Source organism: Sulfurovum sp. MH2-6 (assembly GCF_058374785.1).
In genome coordinates, this window is record NZ_CM178170.1 from 1,399,409 (window position 1) to 1,426,259 (window position 26,851).

Annotated in this window: 24 protein-coding genes; 12 read left to right on the plus strand and 12 right to left on the minus strand. The window is 46.4% G+C overall.

The genetic code is table 11. The features are described 5' to 3' along the window. Window positions 1-74 precede the first annotated feature (74 nt). On the minus strand, window positions 75-713 hold the full coding sequence (locus tag AC4JOV_RS07210; RefSeq protein WP_229938260.1) for a class I SAM-dependent methyltransferase: 639 nt from the start codon (window positions 711-713) through the stop codon (window positions 75-77). Window positions 714-777: 64 nt separating this feature from the next. Between AC4JOV_RS07210 and AC4JOV_RS07215 the strand changes: the two genes are divergently transcribed. After that, window positions 778-1,878 (plus strand): TRAP transporter substrate-binding protein, encoded by a 1,101-nt coding sequence (locus AC4JOV_RS07215; protein ID WP_229938259.1) that lies wholly within the window; start codon window positions 778-780, stop codon window positions 1,876-1,878. Window positions 1,879-1,881: 3 nt separating this feature from the next. On the opposite strand, the gene rlmB is transcribed toward AC4JOV_RS07215, so the two are convergent. From rlmB to fabI, 3 genes are read right to left on the minus strand one after another with little or no spacing between them, the layout of a single operon-like run. Continuing rightward, window positions 1,882-2,679, minus strand: a complete 798-nt coding sequence (gene rlmB / locus AC4JOV_RS07220; protein ID WP_229938258.1) for a 23S rRNA (guanosine(2251)-2'-O)-methyltransferase RlmB — start codon at window positions 2,677-2,679, stop codon at window positions 1,882-1,884. Beyond that, entirely contained in the window at window positions 2,663-3,010 is a 348-nt protein-coding gene (locus AC4JOV_RS07225; RefSeq protein ID WP_229938257.1) for a four helix bundle protein, read from the minus strand. Before AC4JOV_RS07225 ends, rlmB begins: the two co-directional genes overlap by 17 nt. 50 nt (window positions 3,011-3,060) lie before the next feature. Beyond that, the gene (gene fabI / locus AC4JOV_RS07230) at window positions 3,061-3,885 is read right to left on the minus strand and encodes an enoyl-ACP reductase FabI (protein WP_229938256.1); all 825 of its coding nucleotides are present in this window, start codon (window positions 3,883-3,885) and stop codon (window positions 3,061-3,063) included. Between the two features lie 85 nt (window positions 3,886-3,970). On the opposite strand from fabI, the gene AC4JOV_RS07235 reads away from it, so the two are divergent. Next, entirely contained in the window at window positions 3,971-4,465 is a 495-nt protein-coding gene (locus AC4JOV_RS07235) for an asparaginase domain-containing protein (RefSeq protein ID WP_229938255.1), read from the plus strand. A gap of 26 nt (window positions 4,466-4,491) precedes the next feature. Here AC4JOV_RS07235 and AC4JOV_RS07240 read toward each other — a convergent pair whose 3' ends face one another. After that, on the minus strand, window positions 4,492-5,526 hold the full coding sequence (locus AC4JOV_RS07240) for a coproporphyrinogen III oxidase (protein WP_229938254.1): 1,035 nt from the start codon (window positions 5,524-5,526) through the stop codon (window positions 4,492-4,494). A gap of 174 nt (window positions 5,527-5,700) precedes the next feature. On the opposite strand from AC4JOV_RS07240, the gene AC4JOV_RS07245 reads away from it, so the two are divergent. Next, a complete protein-coding gene (locus AC4JOV_RS07245; RefSeq protein ID WP_229938253.1) occupies window positions 5,701-6,051 on the plus strand; it encodes a hypothetical protein in 351 nt (116 codons plus the stop codon). Here the strand turns inward: AC4JOV_RS07245 and queC are convergent. Beyond that, a complete protein-coding gene (gene queC / locus AC4JOV_RS07250) occupies window positions 6,035-6,727 on the minus strand; it encodes a 7-cyano-7-deazaguanine synthase QueC (RefSeq protein ID WP_229938252.1) in 693 nt (230 codons plus the stop codon). The genes AC4JOV_RS07245 and queC overlap by 17 nt on opposite strands. Window positions 6,728-7,056: 329 nt before the next feature. Between queC and ybeY the strand changes: the two genes are divergently transcribed. Both ybeY and AC4JOV_RS07260 read left to right on the plus strand, forming a co-directional pair. Continuing rightward, entirely contained in the window at window positions 7,057-7,482 is a 426-nt protein-coding gene (ybeY, locus tag AC4JOV_RS07255) for an rRNA maturation RNase YbeY (RefSeq protein ID WP_229938251.1), read from the plus strand. A gap of 315 nt (window positions 7,483-7,797) precedes the next feature. Then, the gene (locus AC4JOV_RS07260) at window positions 7,798-8,733 is read left to right on the plus strand and encodes a calcium/sodium antiporter (protein WP_229938250.1); all 936 of its coding nucleotides are present in this window, start codon (window positions 7,798-7,800) and stop codon (window positions 8,731-8,733) included. 320 nt (window positions 8,734-9,053) lie between these two features. On the opposite strand, the gene AC4JOV_RS07265 is transcribed toward AC4JOV_RS07260, so the two are convergent. Further along, window positions 9,054-9,638: a transglutaminase-like domain-containing protein gene (locus tag AC4JOV_RS07265; protein WP_229938249.1), complete on the minus strand. Its 585-nt coding sequence runs from the start codon at window positions 9,636-9,638 to the stop codon at window positions 9,054-9,056. 212 nt (window positions 9,639-9,850) lie between these two features. On the opposite strand from AC4JOV_RS07265, the gene AC4JOV_RS07270 reads away from it, so the two are divergent. Further along, window positions 9,851-10,285, plus strand: coding sequence for a hypothetical protein (locus tag AC4JOV_RS07270; RefSeq protein WP_229938248.1), 435 nt, complete (start codon window positions 9,851-9,853; stop codon window positions 10,283-10,285). A gap of 73 nt (window positions 10,286-10,358) precedes the next feature. Here AC4JOV_RS07270 and AC4JOV_RS07275 read toward each other — a convergent pair whose 3' ends face one another. From AC4JOV_RS07275 to AC4JOV_RS07290, 4 genes are all read right to left on the minus strand, one after another. After that, window positions 10,359-10,883 (minus strand): hypothetical protein, encoded by a 525-nt coding sequence (locus AC4JOV_RS07275; protein WP_229938247.1) that lies wholly within the window; start codon window positions 10,881-10,883, stop codon window positions 10,359-10,361. A gap of 99 nt (window positions 10,884-10,982) precedes the next feature. Continuing rightward, window positions 10,983-12,695 (minus strand): Aq_1262 family (lipo)protein, encoded by a 1,713-nt coding sequence (locus AC4JOV_RS07280; protein ID WP_229938246.1) that lies wholly within the window; start codon window positions 12,693-12,695, stop codon window positions 10,983-10,985. Window positions 12,696-12,820: 125 nt separating this feature from the next. Then, a complete protein-coding gene (locus tag AC4JOV_RS07285) occupies window positions 12,821-14,590 on the minus strand; it encodes an Aq_1262 family (lipo)protein (RefSeq protein WP_229938245.1) in 1,770 nt (589 codons plus the stop codon). Window positions 14,591-14,701: 111 nt separating this feature from the next. After that, the gene (locus tag AC4JOV_RS07290; protein ID WP_229938244.1) at window positions 14,702-16,582 is read right to left on the minus strand and encodes a PhoX family protein; all 1,881 of its coding nucleotides are present in this window, start codon (window positions 16,580-16,582) and stop codon (window positions 14,702-14,704) included. Between the two features lie 218 nt (window positions 16,583-16,800). Between AC4JOV_RS07290 and AC4JOV_RS07295 the strand changes: the two genes are divergently transcribed. Continuing rightward, on the plus strand, window positions 16,801-16,968 hold the full coding sequence (locus tag AC4JOV_RS07295; RefSeq protein WP_229938243.1) for a hypothetical protein: 168 nt from the start codon (window positions 16,801-16,803) through the stop codon (window positions 16,966-16,968). A gap of 7 nt (window positions 16,969-16,975) precedes the next feature. Here AC4JOV_RS07295 and ppsA read toward each other — a convergent pair whose 3' ends face one another. Next, entirely contained in the window at window positions 16,976-19,375 is a 2,400-nt protein-coding gene (gene ppsA, locus AC4JOV_RS07300; RefSeq protein ID WP_229938242.1) for a phosphoenolpyruvate synthase, read from the minus strand. Window positions 19,376-19,487: 112 nt separating this feature from the next. Here ppsA and AC4JOV_RS07305 point away from each other — a divergent pair, with 112 nt between their 5' ends. The 5 genes from AC4JOV_RS07305 to thiI all read left to right on the plus strand — a co-directional run bounded on the left by AC4JOV_RS07305 (window position 19,488) and on the right by thiI (window position 26,830). Then, window positions 19,488-20,885, plus strand: a complete 1,398-nt coding sequence (locus AC4JOV_RS07305; protein WP_229938241.1) for an MBL fold metallo-hydrolase RNA specificity domain-containing protein — start codon at window positions 19,488-19,490, stop codon at window positions 20,883-20,885. Between the two features lies 1 nt (window position 20,886). Further along, window positions 20,887-23,490 carry a cation-translocating P-type ATPase gene (locus tag AC4JOV_RS07310; RefSeq protein ID WP_229938240.1) on the plus strand — a complete coding sequence of 868 codons (2,604 nt, stop codon included), beginning with the start codon at window positions 20,887-20,889 and terminating at the stop codon, window positions 23,488-23,490. After that, on the plus strand, window positions 23,487-24,419 hold the full coding sequence (locus tag AC4JOV_RS07315; RefSeq protein ID WP_229938239.1) for an NAD(P)-dependent oxidoreductase: 933 nt from the start codon (window positions 23,487-23,489) through the stop codon (window positions 24,417-24,419). The genes AC4JOV_RS07310 and AC4JOV_RS07315 overlap by 4 nt, the downstream gene beginning before the upstream one ends. Beyond that, a complete protein-coding gene (locus tag AC4JOV_RS07320) occupies window positions 24,412-25,224 on the plus strand; it encodes an LOG family protein (protein WP_229938238.1) in 813 nt (270 codons plus the stop codon). The genes AC4JOV_RS07315 and AC4JOV_RS07320 overlap by 8 nt, the downstream gene beginning before the upstream one ends. 145 nt (window positions 25,225-25,369) lie before the next feature. Beyond that, window positions 25,370-26,830 carry a tRNA uracil 4-sulfurtransferase ThiI gene (gene thiI, locus AC4JOV_RS07325; RefSeq protein WP_229938237.1) on the plus strand — a complete coding sequence of 487 codons (1,461 nt, stop codon included), beginning with the start codon at window positions 25,370-25,372 and terminating at the stop codon, window positions 26,828-26,830. The last annotated feature ends 21 nt before the right edge of the window (window positions 26,831-26,851 follow it).

A 26,851-nucleotide genomic window follows, 5' to 3' on the forward strand; every position in this document is an offset into this window, starting at 1 on the left:
TTTTTTTGCTCATCAACCATCAAGTATAGCAAAAAAAGAGAAGAGTTCATAAGTATTTAACATGAAACCAAGTATCACTTTTTTCTTAGCACTACCATATTTTTCCCGTTATCCGCTACAAATTCACAATCCGATATCTCGGATAGAACTTTAAATGTCTGAGGGGTAAAAAAGACGATATGCGTCGGGTCCAGATGGTAGTACCATTTTTTAAAAGCCGCTATATCATTGGGATGAAACTGTGTCTGAAGTGCCAGATATCCCCCCTCTTCAAGCATCTCCAGCAACTGCGAAAAAATGCCTTTGGGATCATGGAGATGTTCAAATACCTCGGTAGATACAATGAGTTGATATTTTTTACTATTATCAAGGTTTTCGGGGTGATAGACAGGATCGTAATAGTCCGTTTCAATCCCCTCTTTACCTAGCATATCTGCCAGAAGCGAACTTCTTCCACAGCCGAAATCCAGTGCGCTTTTCGGTTCACCTACCAGTGGGAGTACAAAGTCCATAAAACGTCTGAAGTAGGCCTGATACCCCTCATCTTCAGGATCATTTTCGTGGAGATCATAACGCTCTTTTTGTTCAGGGATCGGTTTGAAGTGTTCTTCTGACTTGCTGATACATTGGCAATGGGGGCAATAATAGTAGACTATCGTACTCTTTTCATCAATAAATGTTTTTGTATCATAACCACAGATAAGACAGTCCATTTTCATCCTTTTTAAACGTATGCTATGTTACTATTAACCCAGTTAAATTAAGGATAGAAATAAGATGAAAAGACGGGATTTTCTTACCGCTACGGCTGTCGGTGCCACAGCGATCGCACTTCAAGGATGCCACAGGGCTGAGAAAGAGACGGTGAAAGACAAATCAGTCAATATCAACAAAGGCAAAAAGACCACGCTCAAACTGGCAACCTCCTGGCCTGCACACTTCCCTATCATGGGTACGGGTGTGGACAGGTTTGCAGCACGTTGTCAAGAGATGAGCGGCGGGACGCTTGAGATCAAAGTCTTTGCAAAAAATATCCTGGTCCCTGCCCTGCAGGTTTTTGATGCGACCAGTGCCGCGCAGATCGATGCATTCCACTCCGGTGTCTACTACTGGAAGGGCAAAAACCTTGCCTTCTCCATCTTCGGCGGTATGCCGCTTGGATTGACCAGTGAAGAGATGATCACCTGGATGAAATTCGGTGGCGGGTATGAGCTCTGGCGTGAACTCTACGGCAAGTTCAACCTCTATCCTCTGATCGGCGGTACGACCGGTCCCCAGATGGGCGGCTGGTTCAAAAAAGAGATCAATTCACTTGAAGACCTGAAGGGTCTCAAAATGCGTATTCCCGGACTCGGAGGAGAGGTGATGCAGCGTCTTGGCGTCAACCCTGTTCTGCTTCCGGCCGGAGAGATCTATACCTCTCTTGAACGTGGAACCATCGATGCAACCGAATGGGTAGGACCGGCACTGGACAGTATGATGGGCTTTGCCAAAACTGCCCCATACTACTATACAGGGTGGCATGAGCCCGGCTCGATCCTGGAAGTGACATTCAACAAAGCCAGATGGGAAAAACTAAGCTTGGAGCATCAGGCGATCATCACTGCTGCCACAGAAGAGTTGACAAGTACGATGCTTCAGGAGTTTAGATATGAGAATGCCAAAGCACTTCAGGAGCTTCCAAAACATGTAGAGATCAAGTCATTCCCGACAGAAGTGATGGAAGCAGCCAAAACCACACTAAAAGAGGTTCTGGCGGAGCAAAGTGCACAAAGTGAAGACTTCAAACGTGTTTTAAAGAGCTATGAGGATTTTGTCACACTCAACAAACCCTGGGATGATATCAGTACGAAAAACTTCCTGAATATCAGGGGATAAGCACTACAAAAAAGCCAGCAATGAGGCTGTGACCGCTACATTGAGCGACTCCACGCCTCTTTGCATAGGGACGATGATCTGCGCATCACTCAGATGCTCTACCGCTCCGCTTACCCCTTCACTTTCGTTCCCCAGTACAAAGATCGTTTTATCTGTGTACGCCATGCTTTTATAGCTCTCTTTCGCATGCGAAGAGAGCGTATAGACCTTGGCTCCCTCTGTCTGAAAGTTTTTCAACGTTTGGGCAAGGTTTGTTGTCTTGATGATCGGCATTTTAAAAAGCGTTCCCACACTTGCCTTGATCACAAGCGGAGAGATCTGTGCCGCCCCTTTGGTCGGCAGGAGTATCGCATCGATATTCCCCGCTGCACAGGAACGGATGATCATGCCGAGGTTTTGAGGGTTGGTCACCCCATCCAGGGCTATGATACGGTAGTTTTGGTTTGCTTGAAGAAAATGCACTTCATCACCAAAATGTTCCAGCACGATATCGAGTGCCACCCCCTGATCCTGCTTCGCATTTTTGGAGATGCGTGAGAGAGAAGCCTTATCATGATACCTGATCTCGATACCTCTTGCCTCTGCACGTTTCTTCATCTTTTGAAGCTGGTCATTGGGTTTGTTGGATTTGGAGAGATGAAGTTTATGGATAGTGACAGCACTATCTTCAAGTGCTTCCATCACGGCATTACGCCCGTAGATGGTCAGCACCTTGTCAAAAAAGGCTTTTTTTGCCAAATACTCTGGGGAGTCTTTGGAGCATTTAGCGTTGAGCGTTGAGTGTTTAGAGCTTTGTGGCATAATTTTTTTTCAATCCTATGAGCATTTTTGAGATTTCATTGATCTCGTTTACCCAAGATAAACCGATCTCTTTTTCTATATATCCGATCTCTATACCGATATATATTTGCGTGATGAGTTCAGCCGTAGAGCCTCTGGCTATCTCTATAAATCTAAGTGTCTCTTTATTGGAGTCTTTTTCTATACCTTCAGCTATATTACTACCAATAGAGAGTGAACTTCGTGTGATCTGATCTTTGAAGCCAAAATCCCGACATTCAGAAAAATACTTATAAACCTCTACACTAAGTCTACAACTACGCTTCCAAACATCAAGCCTCTCACATCTCACACAAATCCTTTTCTCTAAATGCTAAACGCTGAACGCTAGCTAAGCAGAGCTTAGTTATTACCGTCCCAAGCGATTTTTGGTTTACCCTCATCACTGAACTCTACAGCAGGCATTCCCATGATGTTAAATCCTGCATCCACATAGTGAATCTCACCTGTAACACCCGAACTGAGATCTGAGAGCATATACATACCTGAGTTTCCTACCTGGTCGATCGTTACGTTTTGCTTGAGCGGTGCATGTGCCTGGTTCCATTTAAGCATAAAGCTGAAGTCACCGATACCTGCTGCTGCCAATGTCTTGATCGGTCCGGCAGAGATCGCGTTAACTCTGATACCGTCTTTACCGAGATCTTCAGCAAGGTATTTTGTCGTCATCTCAAGTGCTGCTTTGGCAACACCCATAAGGTTGTAGTTCGGGATGTACTTCACACCGCCGTAGTAGCTGAGTGTCAATACTGATGAATTCTCTGAAAGGATCGGCTTCAACTCTCTTACAACTTCGATCAGAGAGTAAACCGAGATATCCATCGCGATATCAAATGCCTCTTTTGAGATATCATAGAAACGTCCGCTGAGTCCCTCTTTGGGAGCAAATGCGATTGAGTGTACGATAAAGTCGATCTTACCGAAATCTTTTTCCAAAGACTCTCTCAGTGCAACGATCTCTTCAGGCTTACTTACATCACATGGATAAAATCTTCCATCACATCCAAGCTCATCAGCTACAGGAGCAAGCTTTTTCTCAAATCTCTCATTAAGAAATGTGATCGCCATCTCAGCGCCCTGTTCTTGACATGCTTTGGCAATACCATATGCAATAGACTTTTTATTTGCGATGCCGAGAACGACACCTTTCTTACCTTTCATTATCATACTAAATCTCCAGATTAAAAATTGCCGTATTTTATCATAGTTGGAGTAAAATGCCGGACATATTATAGGATGAAAGTTATAAAAAATGAAAAAAATAGTGATAATCAACACCGGCGGAACATTTAACAAGGTGTATAACCCTATAAAAGGATTACTGGATGTGATTCAAGACAGTACTGTTTTGGATGAATTGATGAAAAAATGGCTTTGTGAATTTGAAGTACTGAATATTATCGGAAAAGACAGCCTGGATATGACCACGCAGGACAGAATGGAACTTCTGGCTACGATCAATATGAGTGAGTATGATGACTTTATAGTCGTTCACGGTACCGACACGATGGAGCTCACTGCTGAGTACATTGCTGATGCGGAAGTAGAAAAACGTGTCGTCCTTACCGGCGCGATGGTCCCCTACTCGATAGACCCTACAGAAGCGACTGCAAACCTGGCTTCAGCGATCGGTTATCTCCAAAGACTGGACAATGATGGTGTCTATATCGCAATGAACGGGGTATTTGGCAGTTATAATAAAGTCACAAAAGATAGAAAAGAGGGGAAGTTTATCTATCAATCCTAATGTTAAGCGCTTAACGCTTAACACTTCTATTTATGATTCTCCACCGTAGGCGGTGTAGCATTACCGCTTGCCTGCATATCCAGCGCTTCGGGATGTTTTCTGTAGTGTTCTCTCACCGCATTTGCAAGTTTCTGTTTGACTTCCGGGGTCACCGGTGAAGGTGATTCATCCGGCAGTACATCGATGATCGCCTGAAGCAGCTCATCCTGAGGTTTCGGCATTTTATTTATCCAGCTTTGAAGCAGGGCTCTATCTACATGTGACGGGATCGATCCCATGATACCGATATCATTTTGATCATGTATCAACAATCCTGCCGTCGTACCCCGGTCCAGTGTAAGCACCTGGAAGAGATAAAGCGTATGATACTGAAACTGTAACGCCTTATCTTCAGCATCAAATGTTCTATAGTACCCCAAAGCCTGAAGCACGATACCGATATAGGTATCGATCACACTCTCTCCAAAGCGCTTCGCAAATGCCATATCCTGGTCAAAGTGACCGCTGTTGAAATTCTCCAAATAAAAGTGGCTGACCCCTCTTGTTCTGCCAAGTACCGGGATATCAAAATATCTATCTCCCTGTGCAGTACCCTCTTCATAGTAGTCACCTGAAACTCTGTCCAGCATCATATCAAACTCTCTTTGTGCGACACGGTCCACCATGGAAGGATTGAGGTCAGCCATGATACGCCAATACCCTTTCCCCTCCTTCATCTGTGTCCATGAGATATGCATGTGCATCGACGGAGCATGAGGATTTTGCGGGTGGATGATCGTAGAGATCGCAGTAGCAGAACCCAATTTCTTACTCTCATCATCGTCGTAGTGTACCTGTGAAATGTTGACCGAACCCCTATTGAATATCAGTTCATCTCTTGTCTCATAACGTACACCGCCTCCGTGTCTGCCTTCATCTCTAAGCCACTCTACTGCTTCGCAGCCAAGGTCCTGCCCAAATGTATGACTGAGGTCATCCAACTTTCTTACAAAATAGCTTTGAATATCCTCGACTAGCTGCTTGGCAATCTTGGCTTCAAGGGAGTGTGCAGGTGTCACCATTTATATCCTTTTATTCCCCAAAATCCTCAAAGAGAAAAAGCATTAACCACAAACATTACAGCTGTTGCAAACTTTCTATCTCCGGATTTTAGATTTCAATCTGTGTGGGAGTATAACACACACTATGTTATACTAGAGCAGTTTAAATAGTGAAAAACCTACAGGAGTTTATATATGAAACAACACTTACTCTTTGCCGCACTGTGCGGATATCTGCTGACAGGATGTAGCGTGACATCGGAACCGGCACCATCAAAGCAGCTATATCTTGTCTCAGAGTCCCAAAAAGTTGAAATCTATAACAGTACGATGAAAAGACTGGCACTCAGTACAAAAAATGATCCCAACTATCAAAGAATCGCACTCGATACGGCTGAGAATAAAGCATGGTTTAAAAGCTTAAGCTACAAGCTTTGGGACAGAAAGATCACCAAAAGAGCGTTTATAGCAGAAGGACTCAAACAGTATCCTGACCATCAATACGAATTTGAGTTTATTGCGGAAGGACTCAACCTTCAGCAGTAGACTCATCCGCATAAGCGATCGGGTCTTTCGCCCCTGCTTTTGCAAATCCCTTCAGTCTTAGCCTGCAGCTGTCACATACCCCACATGCCACCTCTTCATTTTGATAACAGCTCCATGTATAGTGTAACGGTACATTACGTTTGAGTGCTTCGGTCACGATCTCTGCCTTGCTCATCGCTACCAAAGGCATCTTGATCTCCAGATTCGTTTCATCTTTTGTCCCCAGATTGATTGCACGTTCCATCTGCTTGATATAGCTTTCACGACAATCGGGATATCCTGAACTGTCCTCTTCAACCACGCCGATATAGAGGGCCTGGGCAGCGTGTTTTTCTGCAACAGCCGTGGCAATAGAGAGAAAGATACCGTTTCTAAACGGTACATAGGTGACAGGTACCCCCTCTTCGAGACCACCGGTAGGCACATCGATGCTTCGATCTGTCAGGGCCGATGCACCGATCTGCTCAAAAAAATCCAGGTCGATCTCATAAGACGCTATCGCTTCGAGTGTCTCAGTGATCTTTCGAAAGGACTCCAACTCTTTTTGCTGTGTACGCTGTCCGTAATTAAAGTGCAATGCAATGATCTCATAACCTTCATCCTTGGCGATCTTTGCACTCAGGGCGCTGTCCATCCCGCCTGAGATAATACATACTGCTTTGGGGGTACTGCTCATATCTTTCCTTCTGCCTAAATGAAAGGGTATCTCTAAAGACCCTATAATGACCATAGAAGGCAAAGTTGGGGTAAGATTTGGGGAGAGATTTTCGAAAGCCTAGCCGTAGCTAAGTCAAGAAAATATCTCACTGAAGATTGCTCCAAATTTACCTTCCCTTTGGGCTTCATGAGCTACACCTTATGCTGCGTTGTACCTCCTTGACTATGCTTCAACATAGACTGCGTCGGCACGCCTTGCCTAAGACGTAGCTCAAGAAGCTATGTCCACTATAGGGTTTTTAGAGGTAACCCTAAAGTATTTTACCAATATTTGGGTAAACTTCGAGCATGATAGAACTAGACAATCAAACAGATTTGGATGTAGATACAGATGCACTGGAGAAGATCGCTTCAGAACTCACCGATGCTCCCATCGAACTGATCATCACAGACAATGACACCATCCGTGAACTCAATGCGCAGTACAGGGACAAAGACAAACCGACCGATGTGCTGAGCTTTCCTATAGAACAGGCCATTCCGGGTATGCCTTTGGGCTCTATCGTGATCTCTGAGGCCTATGTGACGCAAAAAGCTGCAGAGTTCGGGCATAAAAAGAGTGATGAACTTGCACTGCTCTTTATCCATGGTCTGCTGCACCTCATAGGCTATGACCATGAGATCGACAACGGCGAGATGCGTGCAAAAGAAGAATCACTGATCGAACAGTTTGCACTGCCAAAAAGTTTGATCGTAAGAACGAGAGACCAATAAACAACCAAATCGCAATGTAAGCGGGACATGAAAGTCGCGTCGCAGCATTTGTCTAACGGACTTATACAGGAAATCACTCAATGATTTCTCGTACAACCGCGTGGATCAGGACGTGTACAGGTGTGGGTAAAATTTGCTCACAAATTGTACGTTCCGATCCAAATTAGCCAAAAAAGTGCGACCAGTCGCACAAGAGCCGTCCGCTAAGGATTTGTCTAACGGACTTATACAGGAAATCACTAAATGATTTCTCGTACAACCGCGTGCTTAGGGGCTTTGCCTCTAAGCAAATCAGCATAAAAAAGGAAGACAACCGTGGAATTTTTGATATTTATTATCGCAATGGGTGCACTCATATGGGGTGCCGACAAGATCGTAGAACAGAGTGAGAAGATCGCGATCCATCTCAATATCTCGGAGTTTGTGATCGGTGCGACACTGGTAGCACTGGGGACAAGCCTTCCCGAAATGGCAGCCAGTATGGCAGCAAGTGCCAACCACCATCCGGAGATCGCTATCTCCAATGTCATCGGTAGTAATATACTCAACATTACGCTTGTCCTTGCAGTGATATTTTTGATCGTCAAAGAGCTCAACCCGGATCGTGACTTCTTTGCTAAAGACAGTATCTGGGCCCTGATGCCGATCATGATCTTTCTGCTGATGTCTATAGACGGTGTCATTTCACGTTTTGATGCGGCACTGCTTCTACTGCTGATGGTCTCATATGTGATGTTCCTTCTCAAAGATGCCAAAGGTCTGGGAAGTGAAGAGGTCGATGAACTTGCAAGAGAAGAGTTCAGCTGGTTCTCCTCTATTGCCTGGATCATGATAGGGTTTGTACTCGTTGCCGGTGGTGCACACTTTGCTGTAGACAGTGCTTCCGGTATCGCAAGAGGGTTTGGTGTCAGCGAATGGGTGATCGGTATCGTAATGATCTCATTTGGTACCTCTCTTCCTGAGCTTGTCGTCTCTGTTTCTGCAGCGATGAAAAATAAAGTAGAGATGGCCATCGGAAATATCATCGGATCCAACCTTGCCAATACGACCGTGGTACTCGGTGCAGCTTCATTGGTCAGACCTATGGAGTTTACAATGAGCAACTATGCTTTCGATATCTCCACGATGGTCGTGGCAACACTTATGCTCGTCTTTATCGCAGCCAACAGGCTCTACAGCAAACCGGCCGGTATCAGTCTCGTGATCGTTCTGGGGCTCTTCCTGAACAACACCCTGCAAAGCGTCGCTTGATACTTTTTCCATTTCCAACGCTCCCGAGAGTGTGAAAAACTTCACGGACATGGAAGTGTAGGTCGGGGTGCCCTCACCCCGACCTACAGATATCATATAGGTTATCCATGCCTTTTGTTTATATTCTCATGAATGATGAAGTGATATAACCTTTCGCATAGAGTGCGTAACTACACCACCGAAATAGAAGGTTAGGAACACTGTCGGAATCCATGGATGAGCGTGAATCACCTCGTCCTAAAATTCAAACCCCTACTTAATTTATAACTTTAGATCACATATAGATTCCCACGAAATCGTGGAAACCAAATAAAAGATCATCATTTTAATAGATCCACATCCGGTAGATTCTCGAAAACATCCAAATAGGTTTTTGAATGATTCAACAGATCGGTCACAACACGCAAGGGTTCACTCCAGATTTCGGGGAGATCCTTTTCCCCTTCATATCGGATAGGAAAAGCCAGTTTTTCAATCGGCGGGCAGAAGTCTGCTGAGACATTCTCTTTATTGCCTCTTGGGTCCACTCTATACCATCCGATATCCTCAAGATAGACCGCATTGAGTCCATGAAGACTAAAACTGTCACCTGTGCCGTCATCATTGACTGTCAATCTCTGATAGCATAGTCCTGCAGGTATATTGTTGGCCCTAAGCAGTGCAGCCAATAGATGGCTTTTCGCATAACAGTATCCCGTTTTATACAAAAGAACATCAGAGGCTTTTACAGTTACGGGATTGAGTTTATAGTCATTGCTATGTTTTATCTCATCCCTTACAAATTCAAAACAGGATCTGATCGTATCCTTTACAGTCTTGGAAGAGAGCTCCTTTGCTTTTGCAGATACAGATGGCTCTTTCCAGTTGATGTATTGACTTGATTCCAGATATCTATTTATATCCATGCTGAACACCCCTCTTTGATAAATGCTTTACTGGTTCCAAAATTCTATTTAAGATCCAGAGAGTCAGATTGAATATCACAGTAAATGATACACTCTCAAACTAAGTTTCTCTCGTCCTGGGAATAGAGTTCATATATTCTTTTAGGTAATATTACCCATATTGATATTACACAATATATTAGGAGACAAAAATGATACAAAAAGGGAAAAGCATGAAAAAGAGAAGATGGGGTATCGTATCAATACTATTGGTGGTATTGATCTTAAACGGATGTGCAACGCTATACAATGACCTACCATTCAAAGACTCAACATCCACACTGCAATTGAAGGTAGTAACCCGGGACTCCAAACTTTTCAACAGATATAAAGTCTACCTGGGAGATGGTCAGAGAGCGTTAGGATATATCGATGTAGAGAGCGGAAAGAGGAAGATCTCAACAGATAAACCGCTCTACTTAACCATAGAGCACTATCATGCCCTAAGTAAAATAGTCAAACATAAATCATTTATACTCCACCCGGAAAGAGATAGGGACTATGTGGTTCTGATAGAGTTGCGGGAGTATCAAAACTATATACACCTCAAAGAGTTTAGAAGCGGTCGCTTGCAGGATGTGGATATCGATAGGATAGAGCTGCGTTAGTTTTTAAAGCAACGCAGCTGTACAACACGAAGATCCGGATATTATATTAAACAATATGATATCCAGTTAAAGACTACTCTTTCCCCATAAACCCGTGGCATGAGCTGAAGTCACCTTTGACCCATTTTTTGATGGCTCTAGCCTCTCTCATATGCATATCACCCGTGTGGATGGCGAGCTTTGTCTGTTTGGCATTGAGCTTCTCTACAGATGAGGAGATACGGTAGATACCGCCTTTTGGTTGACAGAATGTACACTCTCCTATCATTACACCGCCCATAAAGAGTCTAAAGGCATAGACTGATTTCTTACTGGAAACACGTTCAAATGTATGGTATACAGTATTTCCCGGCATTCTGACAGCACCCGTACCCACTTCAACCAGTGACGGTGTATTGACATTCTCCGCACACATATGCAGACCTTTTTTGAAGTTTTGAACAGCTTTGGTGTAAGGTACATCCACAGTAGAGTAGATATGCTTATATGCTTTTGAAGCCACAACTTCTTGATGTGAAACCGGAACTTTTACATTGGTACATCCTGACAACAGAACCAGACCCGAAATTGCTAATATCGTATTTAAAGTTTTTTTCATACATTCCCCTTAATTTAAAATTAAAGTCTATGATACTTTATCTAAGAAAAAATTAAACTTAATATATCGTTTAATTTTATATGAAACAATATAAACACATTAGAACTCTACCCTCTCTATTCCCGTTGGCTGGCCGCTCTCCACACGCTTATGTACATTGTTTAACGGTTTGATATGGGCATCTCTTCCGTAGATATAGCTCTGCTCATCTACGATCACCTTGTAGGCTTTGTTCAGCTCCAGTGCCCTCTTCGCTGAAGGGTAGAGCAGATAGGAGATATCCTCTTTGATCTTCGCTGCTTCCTCCTCCTTCAGTGCCCCATTTGCATCAAAGAACTTCTCCAAGACCTCATCATTGGCCCTGAACTCATCGCCTGCATGGTTCAGCTCAAGATAGAGCCGGTACTCCCCTCTGCCATCCCGAGTCAACGGTTCAGAGATACCTTTGAGTCCCTCTGGATCCCAGCTCCAGTGGTACCATCCGTTTGGTTCCAGTTTTCTTGGGAAAACAAAGGTACTGTCAACGATCGCGCCGATACCGCTGTGGCAGCCGATACAGAACTGCGTCTCTTCGTAGTTCTGAGGCCTGAGATCACCTTTGGTATCTTCGATAAAACCCTGATAGACCCAGCCAAGCCCGGTCCCAAGACCCTCCTCACTGTTTCCGATGATCGTTCTCAGCCTGTCCGGGAACTGGTCCTTCTCTTTGATCTCGGAAGCAGCAGAATTTTGCATCTGGGCATAACTGTTCCAGTGTCTCTTCTTGCCGTAGCGCAGCTCTTTCATTCTGGGAGCCATCTTGATGGTAGTGTTGTTTTCATCGATATCGATATATCTCACGCTGTGAAGGAACTCCGTCCCTATTGGATAGAGTCCGGGAGCGATCAGATATTCATTGCTCTGCAACAGTGCATTGGCTTTCCCGACATACTCCATTGAGAAACCTGTGATCCTGTTCGTCGCAGGGTCATAGGTCGGTTTGATCCAGTTGAACTTCACCATACTCGATCGGCCGAGTGTTCCGTCCTGATCGAGGTCCACGCCCAGTGCCGTCTCATCCACCTCATCGATGATGATATCCTTCTCTTTGATCAGAGACTCCACGATCGCCAGATTGACCTTGTAGACCGTCAGGTTTTCCTCACCCTCATCATCCTCTCTGAACTCGTGCGGAAGCCGTATCAGTACATCATCCGTACTCCCATTGGTAGGCCAGAAGGTCCCCAGAAACTGATAGTAGGCAAAGGCTCTCCAGCCGGTATAGTGACCCTCTGGATCTCTGTCAAACCCCTCACTATCAAAAGAGAAGTAACAGTCCGGCGTATATCCGTCCCACTTGCCGTTTGCATTGAGATCCCATTCTCTGGGCAGGTGATGTAATTTTTCTGACAGAAGAAGGTGCCCCTTACTATCCCTATAGTTATCTTCTCTGACATAACTGAGAATCTGACTATCCGATATCCGGGCTACTGCCTCTGTACGGTCTTTAAAAAGATTGGTAAACCGGTTGACCTTTGTATATTCGCTGAAGTCATAACGCTCCTGAAGATCAGCATCATTGATATAGTTCGGTGCTTTGGAGTTGATATGGCAGGTAAAGCAGGGATTGTGAACGACTCCGCTGCTCTCTTTGGTTTTTGTATAGCATTGGCTGCTGATATAGGCTGCACGGTTATTGAATGAATCTGTTGATTGGAAATCTATCCTGACCGGGTAGACCTTCGGCGTATTCATTTCCGCACCGACAGACCATTGCGTCACTCCCGCCACACAGACAAAAATGGTTAAAAGAGCACCGGAACGTTTGAACATCTTTACACCTCTCAGCTTCAGGTCATCTACAACCTCTTCAGAAGAGACTTAGCACCCTCTTCTGATCTACTTATCGCATTGTACCAGAAGTGTAAAATGTTCCACAAGAAAATCCTTTTATTCTATCAGCGGTATTCTACATGGTTCTCTATCCCTGTCTCCTCCTCTGCACCTATCTCCTGATAGACATTCTCTACCGGCTTGATATGCGCATCCCTTCCGTAGATATAGCTCTGTTCATCCACGATCACCTTGTAGGCCTTGTTCAGCTGCATCGCTCTTGAAGTAGAAGGGTAAAGCAGATGGGAGATATCTTCATGCATGATCTGCACCTCTGTTTCGTTCAGCTCCCCGTTATCATCAAAAAATCTCTTCATCACCTCGTCATTGGCACGGAACTCATCACCTGCATGGTTCTCTTCAAGGTAAAGCCTATATTCATCCCTCCCGTCACTTGTCCGGGGTTCAGAGATACCTTTGAGCCCTTTTGCATCCTGACTCCAGTGGTACCACCCTTTTTGAAAATGGGTAGTTTCAAACTTTCGTCCGAAAACAAAGGTACTGTCCTTGATCGCACCAATACCGCTGTGACATCCGATACAATACTGCGTCTCCTCGTAGTTTTGCGGTCTGAGCTCACCGTTGGCATCTTCGATAAATCCCTGGTATACCCAGCCAAGACCGGTCTGAAGTCCCTGCTCGCTATTGCCAATGATCGTTCTGAGTCTTTCAGGAAACGCATCTTTCTCTTTGATCTCGGAATCGGTGGCATTAGAGAGCTGAGGATAGCTGTTCCAGTTCACTTTGACACCGTAACGCAGCTCTTTCATCCGCGCAGCCATTTTGATCGTGGTATTGGCCTCATCGATATCTATATAGCGTACAGAGTGCAAAAACTCCGTATATCTCGGATAGAGCCCGGGAGCGATAAGATACTCGTTTGAGACAAGCAGCAACCCGGCCCTCCCCACATAGCTCATTGAAAAGTTTTCTATCTTCCCCGTGGCACTGTTATAAGATGGGGTAACCCACCGGAATACCACCTTTTCGGCCCTGCCAAGCTCCCCGTTCTGATCCAGGTCAACGCCGAAATCTTTTTCATCCACTGCGCTCTCAAGAGCGATATCCTTCTCTTTGATCAATGCTTCGACGATGGCAAGGTTGACTCTGTAGGTTTCCGGATCGAACACCCCCGCTTCATTTTCCCGAAACGCTTTCGGAAGTCTGATCAGCACATCATCGGTCGATCCGTTGGTAGGCCAGAAGGTTCCAAGAAACGGATAGTATCCGAATGCTCTCCATCCTGTATAGTTTCCGCTCCTGTCCCGATCAAACCCTTCACTATCAAAAGAGAAGTAACAGTCTGGGGTATATCCATCCCATTTCCCGTTTTCATTGACATCCCAGACACCCGGAACATGGTTTAGCTTTTGGGCAAGCTTGATCTCTCCGTTTGCATCCTTGTAGTTATCCTCTCTGACATAACCCAGTATCTCTCTATCGCTTATCTCTGCGACCTCAGCCGTCCGGTCCTTAAAGAGGTTTGTAAACCTGTTGCTTCGGGTATAATCTCCGAAATCATTGTTGATCTGAAGGTCCCAGTCATCGACATAGTTCGGTTCGTCGGAGTTGATGTGGCAGCTGAAGCAGGGGTTATGGACATTACCCTTGCCATCGACAGGTTTCGTATAACACTGTGAGGTGACATAGGCTGCTCTATTGTTCAGTGAAACTGACGCCTGAAAATCAATACCGCTTTCATCAATATGAGAGAGCGTTGTTTCCTTCTCATGATCATCGTATGCGTTCGCATCAGAACTGCTACAGCCTGAGAGGTGAACACCCAAAGCAGTGACAACAGCGACAGAGAGTCCCAAATAGAGATTTTTTTTCATTGTGTAGATCCTTATACTATAAAAAATAGCTGTTTATGAAAAGAAAGCAGCTATTGTTTATACTACAGGGGACAAAAAAGGGATAAACCCTTTTTTGAGATGATCTAAAGATTATCTGAGCCCTTTGCCGTCACCTTTGACCAAGTCAAATGGTCCGACAACACCGATCGATGAATCTTTTTCGGCTGTAGCCTCGTTGGCAAGTGCATAGTCGGGATCATTGGAGCTCACCTCACCGAACGGGTGCTGTGTCGTCAGCGTCATATACCCAAATCCGTTCACATCCGGATACCAGAATGGAGAAGTCGTTTCTGAACCGTACGGTGTTGAGATGATTCTAGTCAATGCACCTGTCTGCGTATTCATCGTCCATACAAAGTCGTTTGGATGTGAACTTGTATCTTCACCGATAGCCAGGAGATGTGAACCTTGAAGGTACGTTACGTTATCCGGGCTTGCGATACCGTCTACATCACAGGTATAGGCTACATACGGGGATGACGCATCGTACGTCTTAGGCGTACCGGCGATCAACCCTTTCATGTTGACAACAACCATCTCACTGTTGATCGCATTTCCGTCTCTATCCTTGATAGCCCCTTGCACATCCAAAGCATATACCGCACCGCACTTGTTCTCAGTCAGTTGAATATCGCCTGAAGTATCGCTCATCCCTTTGGCGACCTGACTCATCGCTACATAGAGTTTGTTGTCATCCGCATTGAAAGTGATCCCCTCTTCTTTTCTGAACTCTGTCGTTGCACCTAGCATTGAAGCATATCTTCTTGTCTCCAGGAATGCAGCCGCTTTCTCCTGACCTTCAACCACTTTCAGACACTCGTTACCCGTTGCTGTGTTTGTATGTGTAAATCCTGCAGGACATCCTGCATTGTATTCTGCTGTTTCAAAGATATCACTGAACTTTGGTTGAGCAGTTACGATCGCCTTGATCTCTGCATCTGTAGCACTTCCGAGTTTTACCCAGCTGATAGTTGCTTCACCGCCTTTTGCCGTATCGGCTGTCTGATTCCATTTCGCAGCATAAAGCGTACCGGAACTAAGATCCTGTGCCTTGTCCGCAATATACATATAGAACCCTACGTTTGTACCGTCATCTGAAAGATAGGCCGTTTTTTCATCAGGCATCACATAGGCAAGCTCCCATGCTGCTCTACCCATAGAGAAGTGTTTTGTATAGGTATATGTCGGTGTTGCACTGCTTCCGTCTACTTTCACTTCAGGGATATACCCATAGTAGTACGGGTTGTTATCATAATCTTTATTGGCATTGTTTTCATCCTGCCAGTAATATTTTGTCACTTCATCGAAGTACTTGTCTCCCGAGAGCTTCGTTGCCTCATTCATACCGTTTTCGATTTTTCTTGCATCCGGCTCATACTCTTCCGAGCCAAGGTGGGAGTTCCACGGTGTTGTCATACCTGCACAGTGTACCCAACCGCCGAAATCTTCTTTCTGGCTGATATACTGCATGGAGTCCTCTTTGACGCTCAGCTCACCTGTCGTTTGGTCCTGTTCAAGTTCAAAACCGTACATGGCACCCACTTCACACTCGAACTGTGCTACCATAAATACTCTTCCCTCTTTTTGAAGCAGTGATACATGGTCAAGCCCTGAACCGAGTGCATTACCGTTGGCACCGTCACAGATGAATGGTGATCCGTCACTGTAGGTGATAAGCTTATCCGTATAGTCTTTCAGTAAACCGAAAGTTTCTCCGTTATTGATATCCCTTGCTTTCATCAACTGCGTATAGGAGAGATCCCCCGTTTCTCCATCTGCATACGTTACACTCTCTGAAGTTAAAATTTCCATTTTATCACTCTCTGTCACCGGTGCTTCAACTTCACTCAACTCCGCTACAGCAATGCTTGTCCCCTTTACAGCACCATCTGTGTCGTTGTTATCACTGTTACACCCTGTCAGTGTCCCGATCAATGCTGCAGATGCAGCGATACTTAACCATTTGCTCAAAATATTCTCCTTGTTCTGATATATAGGCAGGGGAATAGTAGAACAGTCCGGTAACAAAGTGGTCACTTTTGGGTAACATGTTTGTTTCTGAATTTTTTCTTTCCTATAACACGCTTCATCCGGTTTAGAGGTTTTCCCTATCAATTTTATGCATGTCAAAGAAAAATTGTTCTATCATAGTTCAAGGTAAATACCTAAAACAATAAAAAGGATGGCATATGTTAGATAAGAAAAAAGCGAAAAAATATATCAAAAAAGAAGTACAGAAGCAGATGGACAGCATGCTCAGAAAAGAGCTGAAACAAGAGGTTAAAAAGAAGATCAAAAACTATAAAGAGGAAGAGAAGGTCTCTAAAGGAAAAAAGACCAAAAAAGCAAAAAAATAGACAGAGGTTATTCCCTCTGTTGTACTTCCAGTCTGCTGACGCGTTGGATCGTTTGAAGTACACTGTCGGGGTTGAGGCTGATTGAGTCTATCCCCATCTTTACAAGCGCTTCAGCGATCTCAGGGTAGTCTGACGGTGCCTGTCCGCAGATACCGCTGTGTTTCCCGTTACGTTTGGCCCCCTCTATCGCCATCTCTATCAGTTTTAACACCCCGCTGTCACGCTCATCATAGTCAAATGCCACGATATCGCTGTCCCGGTCCACGCCCAGTGTCAACTGCGTCAGATCATTACTCCCGATACTGAACCCGTCAAAATAGGCACTGAAGGCATCGATACTGATCACATTGCTTGGCAGTTCACACATCATATAGACCTTGAGGCCGTTCTCACCCCGCTTGAGACCGTACCTCTCCATCGTCTCTATCACCTGCCGGGCCTCCTCTACCCTTCGACAAAACGGGATCATCAGGATCACATTCTCAAACCCCATCTCTTCACGCACTCTTTTCATCGCTGCACACTCCATCGCAAACCCCGCTTCATAATCAGGGTGGCTGTAGCGCGATGCACCGCGGAACCCTATCATCGGGTTCTCTTCACTCGGTTCAAAGAATGCGCCGCCTACAAGCGAAGCATACTCATTGGACTTGAAGTCGCTCATACGTACGACACAGGGCTTGGGATAGACCGATGAAGCGATGGTTGCTACCCCTTCAGAGAGTGTTTTGACAAAAAAGCCCCGGTTATCCTCATAATCCATTGTCAGCTCTGCAAGCGCATTCTTTGTCCTCTCATCCGTTTTCTCAGGATAGAGCAGTGCCATCGGGTGTGCTTTGATGGCGGTATTGATGATAAACTCCATTCGTGCAAGCCCTATGCCCCCTACAGGGAGTGAAGCCAGGGTGAATGCCATCTCAGGATTTCCAAGGTTCATCATGATCCCGGTCTTTGTCTGTGGAAGGTCTCGGAGGTCGGTCTTGGTCACCTCATAATCCAGGATCCCCTCATAGACTTTGCCGCGTTCACCTTCGGCACAACTCACCGTCACCTCTTCTCCCTCTCTTAGAAGGGAAAACGCATCCTGGGCACCGACAACGGCAGGGATACCCAATTCGCGTGAGACGATGGCAGCATGACAGGTACGTCCCCCCGTTTCGGTGATGATCGCCGAGGCGATCTTCATCACCGGTTCCCAATCCGGGCTGGTGGTCTTGGCAACAAGTACATCACCTTCCCTGAATGTATCCAATGCAGAGAGGTCATCCATCTTATGGACCTTCCCGCTTCCGATCTTCTTACCGACTGCCTGCCCCTCAAGCAATACCTTTGCCTCTTCTTCAAGCCTGTAGGTTTCAAGAAGGTGTTTCTGGACTTTTGAATGTACCGTCTCGGGACGTGCCTGTACCATATAGAGTTTACCATCCAGTCCGTCCTTTGCCCACTCCATATCCATCGGACGTTTGACGCCTGCCTGTTTGCTATAGTGCTTCTCCACCTTGATCGCATACTCGGCAAGCTGCACGACATCCTCATCCGTGATACAAAAACGGTGTTGCGCTTCAGGGGTCGTCTCCTCATTACGGATCAACGCTTCAGAATCACTCTCATTAAAAACCATGCGAAGCGCTTTTGTCCCCTTTCTTCGCTTGAGTACAGACCTGTATCCTTTCTCAAATGTAGGCTTATGGACATAGAAGCTGTCCGGTTCGATATTCCCCTGAACGATATTTTCCCCCAGGCCGTATCCTGCATTGATGAAGACTACATCTTCAAATCCGCTCTCTGTGTCGATAGAGAACATCACCCCGCTCTGGCCGATATCACTGCGTACCATTTTCATCACTACGACACTTAAAAAGACTTTGAGGTAGTCAAAACCATGCACATACTTATAGTGGATAGAACGGTCTGTAAAGTTGGAAGCCAGACACCTCTTGTAGCTCTCGATCAGCTCTTCAGGGGTGCGGATATTGAGAAATGTTTCATTCTGCCCTGCAAAGGATGCATCGGGAGAATCCTCCGCAGTCGCGGAACTTCTTACGGCCAGACTTACCTCATCGCCATACTCCGCCTTGAGTGCATCAAAACCTTCTCTGATCTCACGCTCTATCTCTTCAGGCAGTTGGCACTGATAGACGATCTCCCTGCACTTTTTCCCGCTTTTCTGCAGGGAGAGCACATCTTCCGGATTCAGACCTTTCAGTGCTGCTTCAAGTGCGTGCCATGCATGATTCGATGTCAGTATCTCTACATACGCTTCTGCAGTGACGGCAAACCCGTTGGGTACATGTATCCCCTCTGAGGTGAGGTGACGGTACATCTCCCCCAAAGAGGCGTTCTTGCCTCCCACCAGTTCGACATCATCCATCCCCAGTTCATTGAACCACTTGATATATCCGGACATAGTCTATCCTTTCATCTTTTGACTATTGTACTGCTAAAAAAATTAAAAAGAGCTCTTCTTTGACATCCTGTGATCTTTTGGGCTACAATAAATAAAAGCGGAAGGAGTTATTATGGCTATCGTACAATCTTTTGGTGCAGCGGAGACAGTGACCGGATCCTGTCACCTGTTGCAGCTGCAAAACGGCATCAACCTTCTGATTGATTGCGGGATGTTCCAAGGGTCGGTGGAAGCGCACAACCGTAAACCTTTCGGGTTTGATCCTAGTGAGATAGATTTTTTATTGATCACGCATGCTCACCTGGATCATATCGGGCGTATCCCAAAACTTGTCAAAGAGGGTTTCAGCGGTACGATCATCACGCACAACTCCACAATGGACCTGGCTGAAGTTGTTTTGATGGATAGTGCAAAACTTCAAGAAGAAAGCTATAAAACCGCCTACAAAAAAGCCCAGCGTATCGGCGAAGAGAAAAGCGTTCCCAAACCGCTTTATGAGAAAGATGATGTACGTCTGGTCTATCAACTCCCCGTTAGAGAAGCAAGGTATGATGAAACGCTCTCATTAGGTCATGGAATTAGCGTCACTTTCAAAAATGCAGGACATATCCTTGACTCTGCGATCATCCGTATCACCTTTGAAGAGGATGGCGTCTCAAAGAGCGTTGTTTTCAGCGGTGACCTCGGCAACAACAACGACCTGGTTATGCCCTCTCCCGATATCCTCGAGGAAGCAGACGCACTCTTTATCGAGTCCACTTACGGCGACAGGAACCACAAAGGAGTTGAAGAGAGTGATGAGGAGCTTGAGGCAATCATCAAGGAGACGATCAACAATGAAGGGAATGTCCTTATCCCCTCTTTTGCGATCGAACGTACCCAGGAGATTCTCTGCCTGCTTAAACAGATGTATGACCGTGGTGACCTGCCTGTTTGCAAAATCTACCTTGACTCTCCCATGGCGATACGTGCCACGGAGATCTACAAAGCATACCATGAAGAGCTAAGTGAATGCTGTAACGCGTTTTTGGAGCGAGACGGGACGATCTTCGGTTTTCCCTACCTCAACTATACACTGCATGTACATGAATCCATGAAGATCAATGAAGAGGAGTCACGCTGTATCATCATTGCCGGAGCAGGCATGTGCAACGGAGGACGTATCCTTCAGCACTTCAAACACCGGTTATGGAATGAAAAGAATGCCCTGGTCTTTGTAGGCTATCAGGTAGAAGGTACACTGGGAAGAAAGATTGTTGACGGAGAGAGAAAGATCAGGGTCTACAATGAAGATATCATAATCAAAGCTGCAGTGCATACCATTAACGGGTTTTCCGCGCATGCCGATCAGAGTGATCTGATAGAATGGATGCAGAGTTTCAAAAGGTTGGGCAAGATTTTCCTGATTCATGGAGAGCGGGACAAACAGGAGATCTTTCAGAAGGAGATACGCAAACAGATGGATAAGAAAGCCCATATTGTAAAGTATGCTGAAACGATAGGAGTATAGGTTGGACTATCATACGCTGAGCAGAGAGGAGATACTTGACAACCTCGATACCGATGCTTCAGGTCTCAGCAGCGAAGAGGCAAATGAGAGAGAAAAGCGATACGGTCTCAATATCCTTCCAACTGAACCGGAACCGACCGTCCTGGAACATTTTGTCAGGCAGTTTAAAAGCCCTATCATCTATGTACTTCTGGCTGCTATACTCCTCTCCCTCATCATCAAGGAGTATACCGATGCAGGGTTTATCCTCCTTGTACTCTTTCTTAATGCCATGATCGGTACCTACCAGGAGTACACCTCTTCACAAAAGGCCAGACACCTTCAAAACCTCATCCAGACCAGAGCATCGGTCCTCAGAGATGGTCAGTTGCATGAGATAGAGAGCAGCCATATCGTCCCCGGTGATATCCTGCTCTTTGAACCCGGAACCAAGGTCTCGTGTGATATACGGCTTCTCAGCTCGAACCATCTTCTTGTCGATGAGTCGCTGCTGACAGGAGAATCTGTCGATATCTACAAAGATGCAGAATTTCTCAGCGATGATGCATCCCTGATCGTAGCGGAGAGAAAAAATATGCTCTTTGCAGGGACCTTCATCTCCAGTGGACGCGGCCGGGGAGTCGCAGCTGCGACAGGTGCTTACACCCAAACCGGCAAGATCGCAGCACTTTTGAGCAAAAAGAGACAAGCCAGAATACCGCTGCTTGAGAAGATGGAGAAGCTGACCTTTACGATCTCTCTCTTTATAGGGATCACGGTGGTATCTCTTTTTGTTTTCGGTCTGCTCAAAGGGGTGGATCTCTATACGCTCTTTCTCTTCTCTGTAGCACTGGCTGTCTCCACGATACCCGAAGGGCTTCCTGTTGCCATCACCGTGGCACTCACCTCCGCTTCACTGGCCATGTCCAAGCGCAACGTCATTGTACGTAAACTGGCAGCTATCGAAGGTCTGGGTGCCTGCACACTTATAGCCAGCGACAAGACCGGTACCCTCACCCAGAACCGTCTCAGCGTGGAGTATTTTATCTCTCCTACACAGGTCTATGATACCGATATCATGGGAGATGCACAGGAGATGGTCTACCTTGCGTCCATTCTCTGTAATGAGATGCACTACGAGGAGGCCAAAGAGGGGAAAGTGGAGTTCTTCGGAGACCAGGTCGATATCGCCCTGGCACGTTTTGCGGCAGATGCGGATGAGTCCTATATCACTGCGGCAAAAGCCTACAGAAAGATCGATGAGATCCCCTATGAACCTGTCAACAAGTTCTCAGCGGTAATGATAGAGCTTGAGGGGGAGATCATACAGTTCAGCAAAGGCTCTCCCGAGACCGTCCTCGCGCATTGTAAAAACAGCGACGAAGAGAAGAATCGCATTTTGGAGAGTGTTGACGAGTGGGCCATGAGAGGCTACCGTACCATCGCTCTGGCGTATAAAGAGTCCGAAGAGGAAGAGACGATCACGCTCAACAACTTTACCTATCTTGGCTTTGTAGCGATCATAGATCCGGTACGTGATGAAGCACCCGAAGCGGTAAAAAAAGCACAAAATGCCGGCATAAAGGTCGTAATGATCACAGGGGACCACCCCAACACTGCACTCTCCATCGCCAAGGAGCTTGGCATCGCGAAAAGCCACTATGATGTCATGAACGATAAAGCACTTCGGGAGTGGGAAGAGAACGGCGCCAAAGTAGAGGAGATCAAAGAGAAAAGTATCTTTTCCCGGGTCACCCCTTCCCAGAAGATGAAGATCGTACAGGCATTCCAGGAGCTGGGACACTATGTAGCCGTGACAGGTGACGGGGTCAATGACTCGCCTGCCCTTCGCCATGCAAATATCGGTATCGCAATGGGGAAAAGCGGTACCGATATCGCCAAGTCCTCCAGCGACCTGATCATTACTGATGACAATTTCAGCTCTATCGTAGACGGTATCGAAGAGGGACGCCGTGCACACGACAATATACGAAAAGTGATCTATCTGCTTATCTCCACCGGATTTGCCGAGTTAATCCTCGTTATGCTCTCCTTTTTGACGGGTCTACCGCTCCCTCTTCTCCCGGTACAGCTGCTCTGGCTCAACCTTGTCACCAACGGGATAGAGGATGTAATGCTGGGGCTGGAAAAAGCCGAACCCGGCCTCCTTTCACGTCCGCCGCGTTCTCCCAAGGAACCGCTCTTTAATTCCCTCATGCTCAGACGCATTGTCGTAGGCGGGTTCTATATCGGTATCACCTCTTTTCTGCTCTTTTACCTGCTGCTTGAAGACGGCATGAAAGAGGAGAGCGCCAGAAATATCGTACTGCTTCTTGTGGTACTTTTTGAGAATGTCCACGTATTCAATGCCCGTACAGAGACCAACTTCCTTCACCAAATAGGCTACAAAAACAGCCTCTTTCTTATCTACTGGGTACTCTTCACCCAACTGCTGCACCTGGCATCTATGCATATTCCGTTTATGCAGGAGCTACTCTCTATTGAACCGGTCAGTCTCGAGATCTGGGCCATGCTGTTCACGCTTGCCCTCGGGCTGGTACTTGTGATGGAAGCGGATAAGTGGGTACAATTACGTAAAGGTACCCTGCAAAGGAGAGAAGTATGAATATCGCATTCTTTGAGATCAAAGCGGAAGAGAAAAAGTTTTTCGAATCCCGCCTGGATGGCCATAAACTCTTCTTTTTTGAAGGGACGATCCAGGAGGAGATAAGAGAAGAAGCACCATTTGATATTGTCTCACTCTTTATAGATTCCCGTGTAGAGGATCACCTCCTTTTACTCCTCCCCGATCTCAAGTATCTTCAGACCCGTTCCACAGGATTTGAGCATGTAAGGTGTCATGCACTCTACGCCAGACAAATGAAAGTCAGCAATGTCTCAGGCTATGCCGGGCCTGCAGTAGCCGAGTTTGCTTTCTCGCTGCTGCTCAATATCTCCCGTCAAACACATACGGCACTCACACGGTCAGAACAGGGCAACGGAGAGTACCTTGATCTCAAAGGATTTGAACTTCAGCACAAAAGGATCGGGATACTGGGTCTTGGAACGATAGGTACGCAGATGGCAAGGATCGCCAAGGGATTCGGTATGCATCTCATGGGATATACGCGTACCCACAGACCGGTCTATGATGAGATCGGCATCGAATTGACAGGCTTACATGAACTGCTGGAGAAATCTGATGTACTGATGCTGGCACTTCCACTCACACCCGCCACAAAACATATCATCAATGCACACAACGCTTCCTTCATCAGGCCTGAAGCGATCATTATCAATGTTGCACGGTGTGAAGTGATCGAACCCTCTCTCTATATCACACTTCCAAACAGCATTGCTTCAGATGTCTGTAGTGACATTACCCTGGCAAAACAAAAGAACTTCTTCTATACGCCGCATATGGCCTACTATACACGAGAGGCACTGCAGAGGATACTTGAGATCTCACTGCAAAACATGGAACAGTTTATTGCAGGTAAAACCCCGCAAAACTGTCTTAAGTTAGCGTGTAAGAAGGAGTACACTCATGCATGATTCAAAAGTCAACCAAACCAGTTCCAGTTTTCTCTACCACAATGAGGCCAGAGGGGTCAGACTGCAGCTGGACTACCTCAAAGCTGAAGTAAAGATGCGGGAGCACCATATCAAGCACACCATTGTCGTATTCGGGAGTGCACGTATCATAGAACCTGAACGTGCTGCACAGATAGAGAGGGAAGCCCGCAAAGCACTGGAAAAGGACCCTGATTGCCCGGAGCTTCAGTCCACACTGAAAAAAGCCGGGAAGATAGTGGAAAAGAGTATCTATTATGCAGAAGCCCGGGCATTTGGCAGACTGGTCGGACAAAGCGGGAAAGGCCCCGATGATGCCCGGATCACACTGATGACCGGTGGAGGTCCAGGGATTATGGAGGCGGCCAACCGCGGTGCAGAAGATGCAGGTGCCCTCTCCATCGGACTCAATATCGAACTCCCCTTCGAACAGGAACCAAACCCCTATATCACTCCTGATCTGGACTTCTATTTTCACTATTTTGCCATACGTAAACTCCACTTTGTACACCGGGCCAGGGCACTGGTGATCTTCCCCGGAGGATTCGGTACCCTGGATGAACTTTTTGAAATCTTGACACTAATCCAGACCCATAAGAGCAAACCTATACCGGTCATCCTTATAAGTAAAGAGTATTGGGAGAGGCTTATCAACTTTGAAATGCTTGTCGAAGAGGAGATGATCTCTCCCAAGGACCTGGCTCTGATAGAGTTCGCTGGTACGGCCTCGGAAGCATGGAACAAAATCCTGCAGTGGTATATCGACCAGGGTGACCCGCTTTTTTAGTCGTGGCCATGCCATCAATGCGTGAGGAAAATGTATCACGCTCTCTCCTGAACGTTGTTTCAAAATGATCATCAATCCATGCAGTCACAGAAACACCGTTTCCACTATGTTATAATTTCACCAATTTTAATGAAGGGTTAACTTCGTGGACGTATCAGCAAATAAAACACAAAAATTTATTCTTAAACTTTTTCCGGAGATCATGGTCAAAGGTGACTCTGCAAAAAAGCAGATGGTAGGACAGCTCTATAACAACCTCCAGACACTGCTCAACCCCCTCAGTGAAGAGATGCATATCAAGAAATTCAGTGACAAGATCGAAGTGGTGACACCTATCGTATTGGTTGAAGAGGTCAGACAGATCCTCCTGGACACCCCTGGTATCGACCAGGTACTTGAAGCACTGCAGTTTGACGCGATGGAGAGCCTCGATCAGATCAAGACCAAAGTAGGTGAAGTCGTCGCAGAAGGGCTGAAAGGCAAAAGCTTTGTCGTGCGTGCAAAACGTACAGGGAGACACCCGTTCAACTCTTCGGAGATGGAGCGTACGGTCGGCGGTTATGTCCTTGCGCACTCTGAAGCAAAAAAGGTGGACCTGCATCACCCGGAGATCACTGTTCGTATCGAACTGATCAACAACCAGCTCAATATCATCACCGACAAACACCAGGGGCTCGGCGGATACCCTATCGGCACACAGGGGGATATCCTCTCACTGATGTCGGGAGGATTTGACTCCACCGTTGCCAGCTACCTGACGATGAAACGCGGGATCAAAACCCACTTTATCTTCTTCAACCTCGGCGGTGCAGCGCATGAGATCGGGGTCAAACAGGTCGCGCTCTATCTCTGGAACAAGTTCGGTGCCTCCCACCGTGTGAAGTTCGTCTCTGTCCCTTTTGACACGGTAGTAGAGGAGATCTTCCGCTCCACTGCAGAGACCTATATGGGGGTGACCCTCAAACGCCTGATGCTGATGGCAGCAGAAAAGATCGCCGATGAGATGGAGATCGATGCACTCCTTACAGGAGAGAGTGTAGCCCAGGTAAGCAGCCAGACCCTGCGAAACCTTGCACTCATCGACCAGGTGACCAACAAGCTGGTACTGCGTCCTCTCTCAACGATGAACAAACCCGAGATCATCGATATCGCCACTAGGATAGGTACCCGTTATTTCGCTGAAAATATGCCCGAATACTGCGGTGTCATCTCAAAAAACCCGATCACACACGGTTCCTACAAACGTATGGAGAAAGAGGCAAAACGTTTTGACTATACGGTACTCGACAAGGCCGTGGAAAATGCACAGACGATCTGGGTGGATGAGGTCATCGATAATGTGACGCAGAGTGCACCGGTAGAGGTGGTCAACACGCCCGATCCCGAAAAAAATGTGATCATCGATATCCGTTCCGGTGAAGAGTGTATCTCCACACCGTGCGACTGTATCAAGATCCCGTTCCACAAGCTCAAAACCGAGTTCAAAAAGCTTCCGAAGGACAAAGAGTACCTGCTCTACTGCGAGAAGGGTGTCATGAGCCAGCTGCATGCACAGTACCTGCGTGATGAGGACAAAGAGGAGAACGTCAAGGTCTACCGCCCTTAGTTCTCTCCTCCTCAGCTTCCT

Bases quoted from the DNA above. Each gene is read 5' to 3' on its own strand.
- AC4JOV_RS07210 (WP_229938260.1), bottom strand. From the start codon at position 713: ATGGACTGTCTTATCTGTGGTTATGATACAAAAACATTTATTGATGAA.
- AC4JOV_RS07215 (WP_229938259.1), top strand. From the start codon at position 778: ATGAAAAGACGGGATTTTCTTACCGCTACGGCTGTCGGTGCCACAGCG.
- rlmB (WP_229938258.1), bottom strand. From the start codon at position 2,679: ATGCCACAAAGCTCTAAACACTCAACGCTCAACGCTAAATGCTCCAAA.
- fabI (WP_229938256.1), bottom strand. From the start codon at position 3,885: ATGATAATGAAAGGTAAGAAAGGTGTCGTTCTCGGCATCGCAAATAAA.
- AC4JOV_RS07235 (WP_229938255.1), top strand. From the start codon at position 3,971: ATGAAAAAAATAGTGATAATCAACACCGGCGGAACATTTAACAAGGTG.
- AC4JOV_RS07240 (WP_229938254.1), bottom strand. From the start codon at position 5,526: ATGGTGACACCTGCACACTCCCTTGAAGCCAAGATTGCCAAGCAGCTA.
- AC4JOV_RS07245 (WP_229938253.1), top strand. From the start codon at position 5,701: ATGAAACAACACTTACTCTTTGCCGCACTGTGCGGATATCTGCTGACA.
- queC (WP_229938252.1), bottom strand. From the start codon at position 6,727: ATGAGCAGTACCCCCAAAGCAGTATGTATTATCTCAGGCGGGATGGAC.
- ybeY (WP_229938251.1), top strand. From the start codon at position 7,057: ATGATAGAACTAGACAATCAAACAGATTTGGATGTAGATACAGATGCA.
- AC4JOV_RS07265 (WP_229938249.1), bottom strand. From the start codon at position 9,638: ATGGATATAAATAGATATCTGGAATCAAGTCAATACATCAACTGGAAA.
- AC4JOV_RS07270 (WP_229938248.1), top strand. From the start codon at position 9,851: ATGAAAAAGAGAAGATGGGGTATCGTATCAATACTATTGGTGGTATTG.
- AC4JOV_RS07275 (WP_229938247.1), bottom strand. From the start codon at position 10,883: ATGAAAAAAACTTTAAATACGATATTAGCAATTTCGGGTCTGGTTCTG.
- AC4JOV_RS07280 (WP_229938246.1), bottom strand. From the start codon at position 12,695: ATGTTCAAACGTTCCGGTGCTCTTTTAACCATTTTTGTCTGTGTGGCG.
- AC4JOV_RS07285 (WP_229938245.1), bottom strand. From the start codon at position 14,590: ATGAAAAAAAATCTCTATTTGGGACTCTCTGTCGCTGTTGTCACTGCT.
- AC4JOV_RS07295 (WP_229938243.1), top strand. From the start codon at position 16,801: ATGTTAGATAAGAAAAAAGCGAAAAAATATATCAAAAAAGAAGTACAG.
- ppsA (WP_229938242.1), bottom strand. From the start codon at position 19,375: ATGTCCGGATATATCAAGTGGTTCAATGAACTGGGGATGGATGATGTC.
- AC4JOV_RS07305 (WP_229938241.1), top strand. From the start codon at position 19,488: ATGGCTATCGTACAATCTTTTGGTGCAGCGGAGACAGTGACCGGATCC.
- AC4JOV_RS07315 (WP_229938239.1), top strand. From the start codon at position 23,487: ATGAATATCGCATTCTTTGAGATCAAAGCGGAAGAGAAAAAGTTTTTC.
- AC4JOV_RS07320 (WP_229938238.1), top strand. From the start codon at position 24,412: ATGCATGATTCAAAAGTCAACCAAACCAGTTCCAGTTTTCTCTACCAC.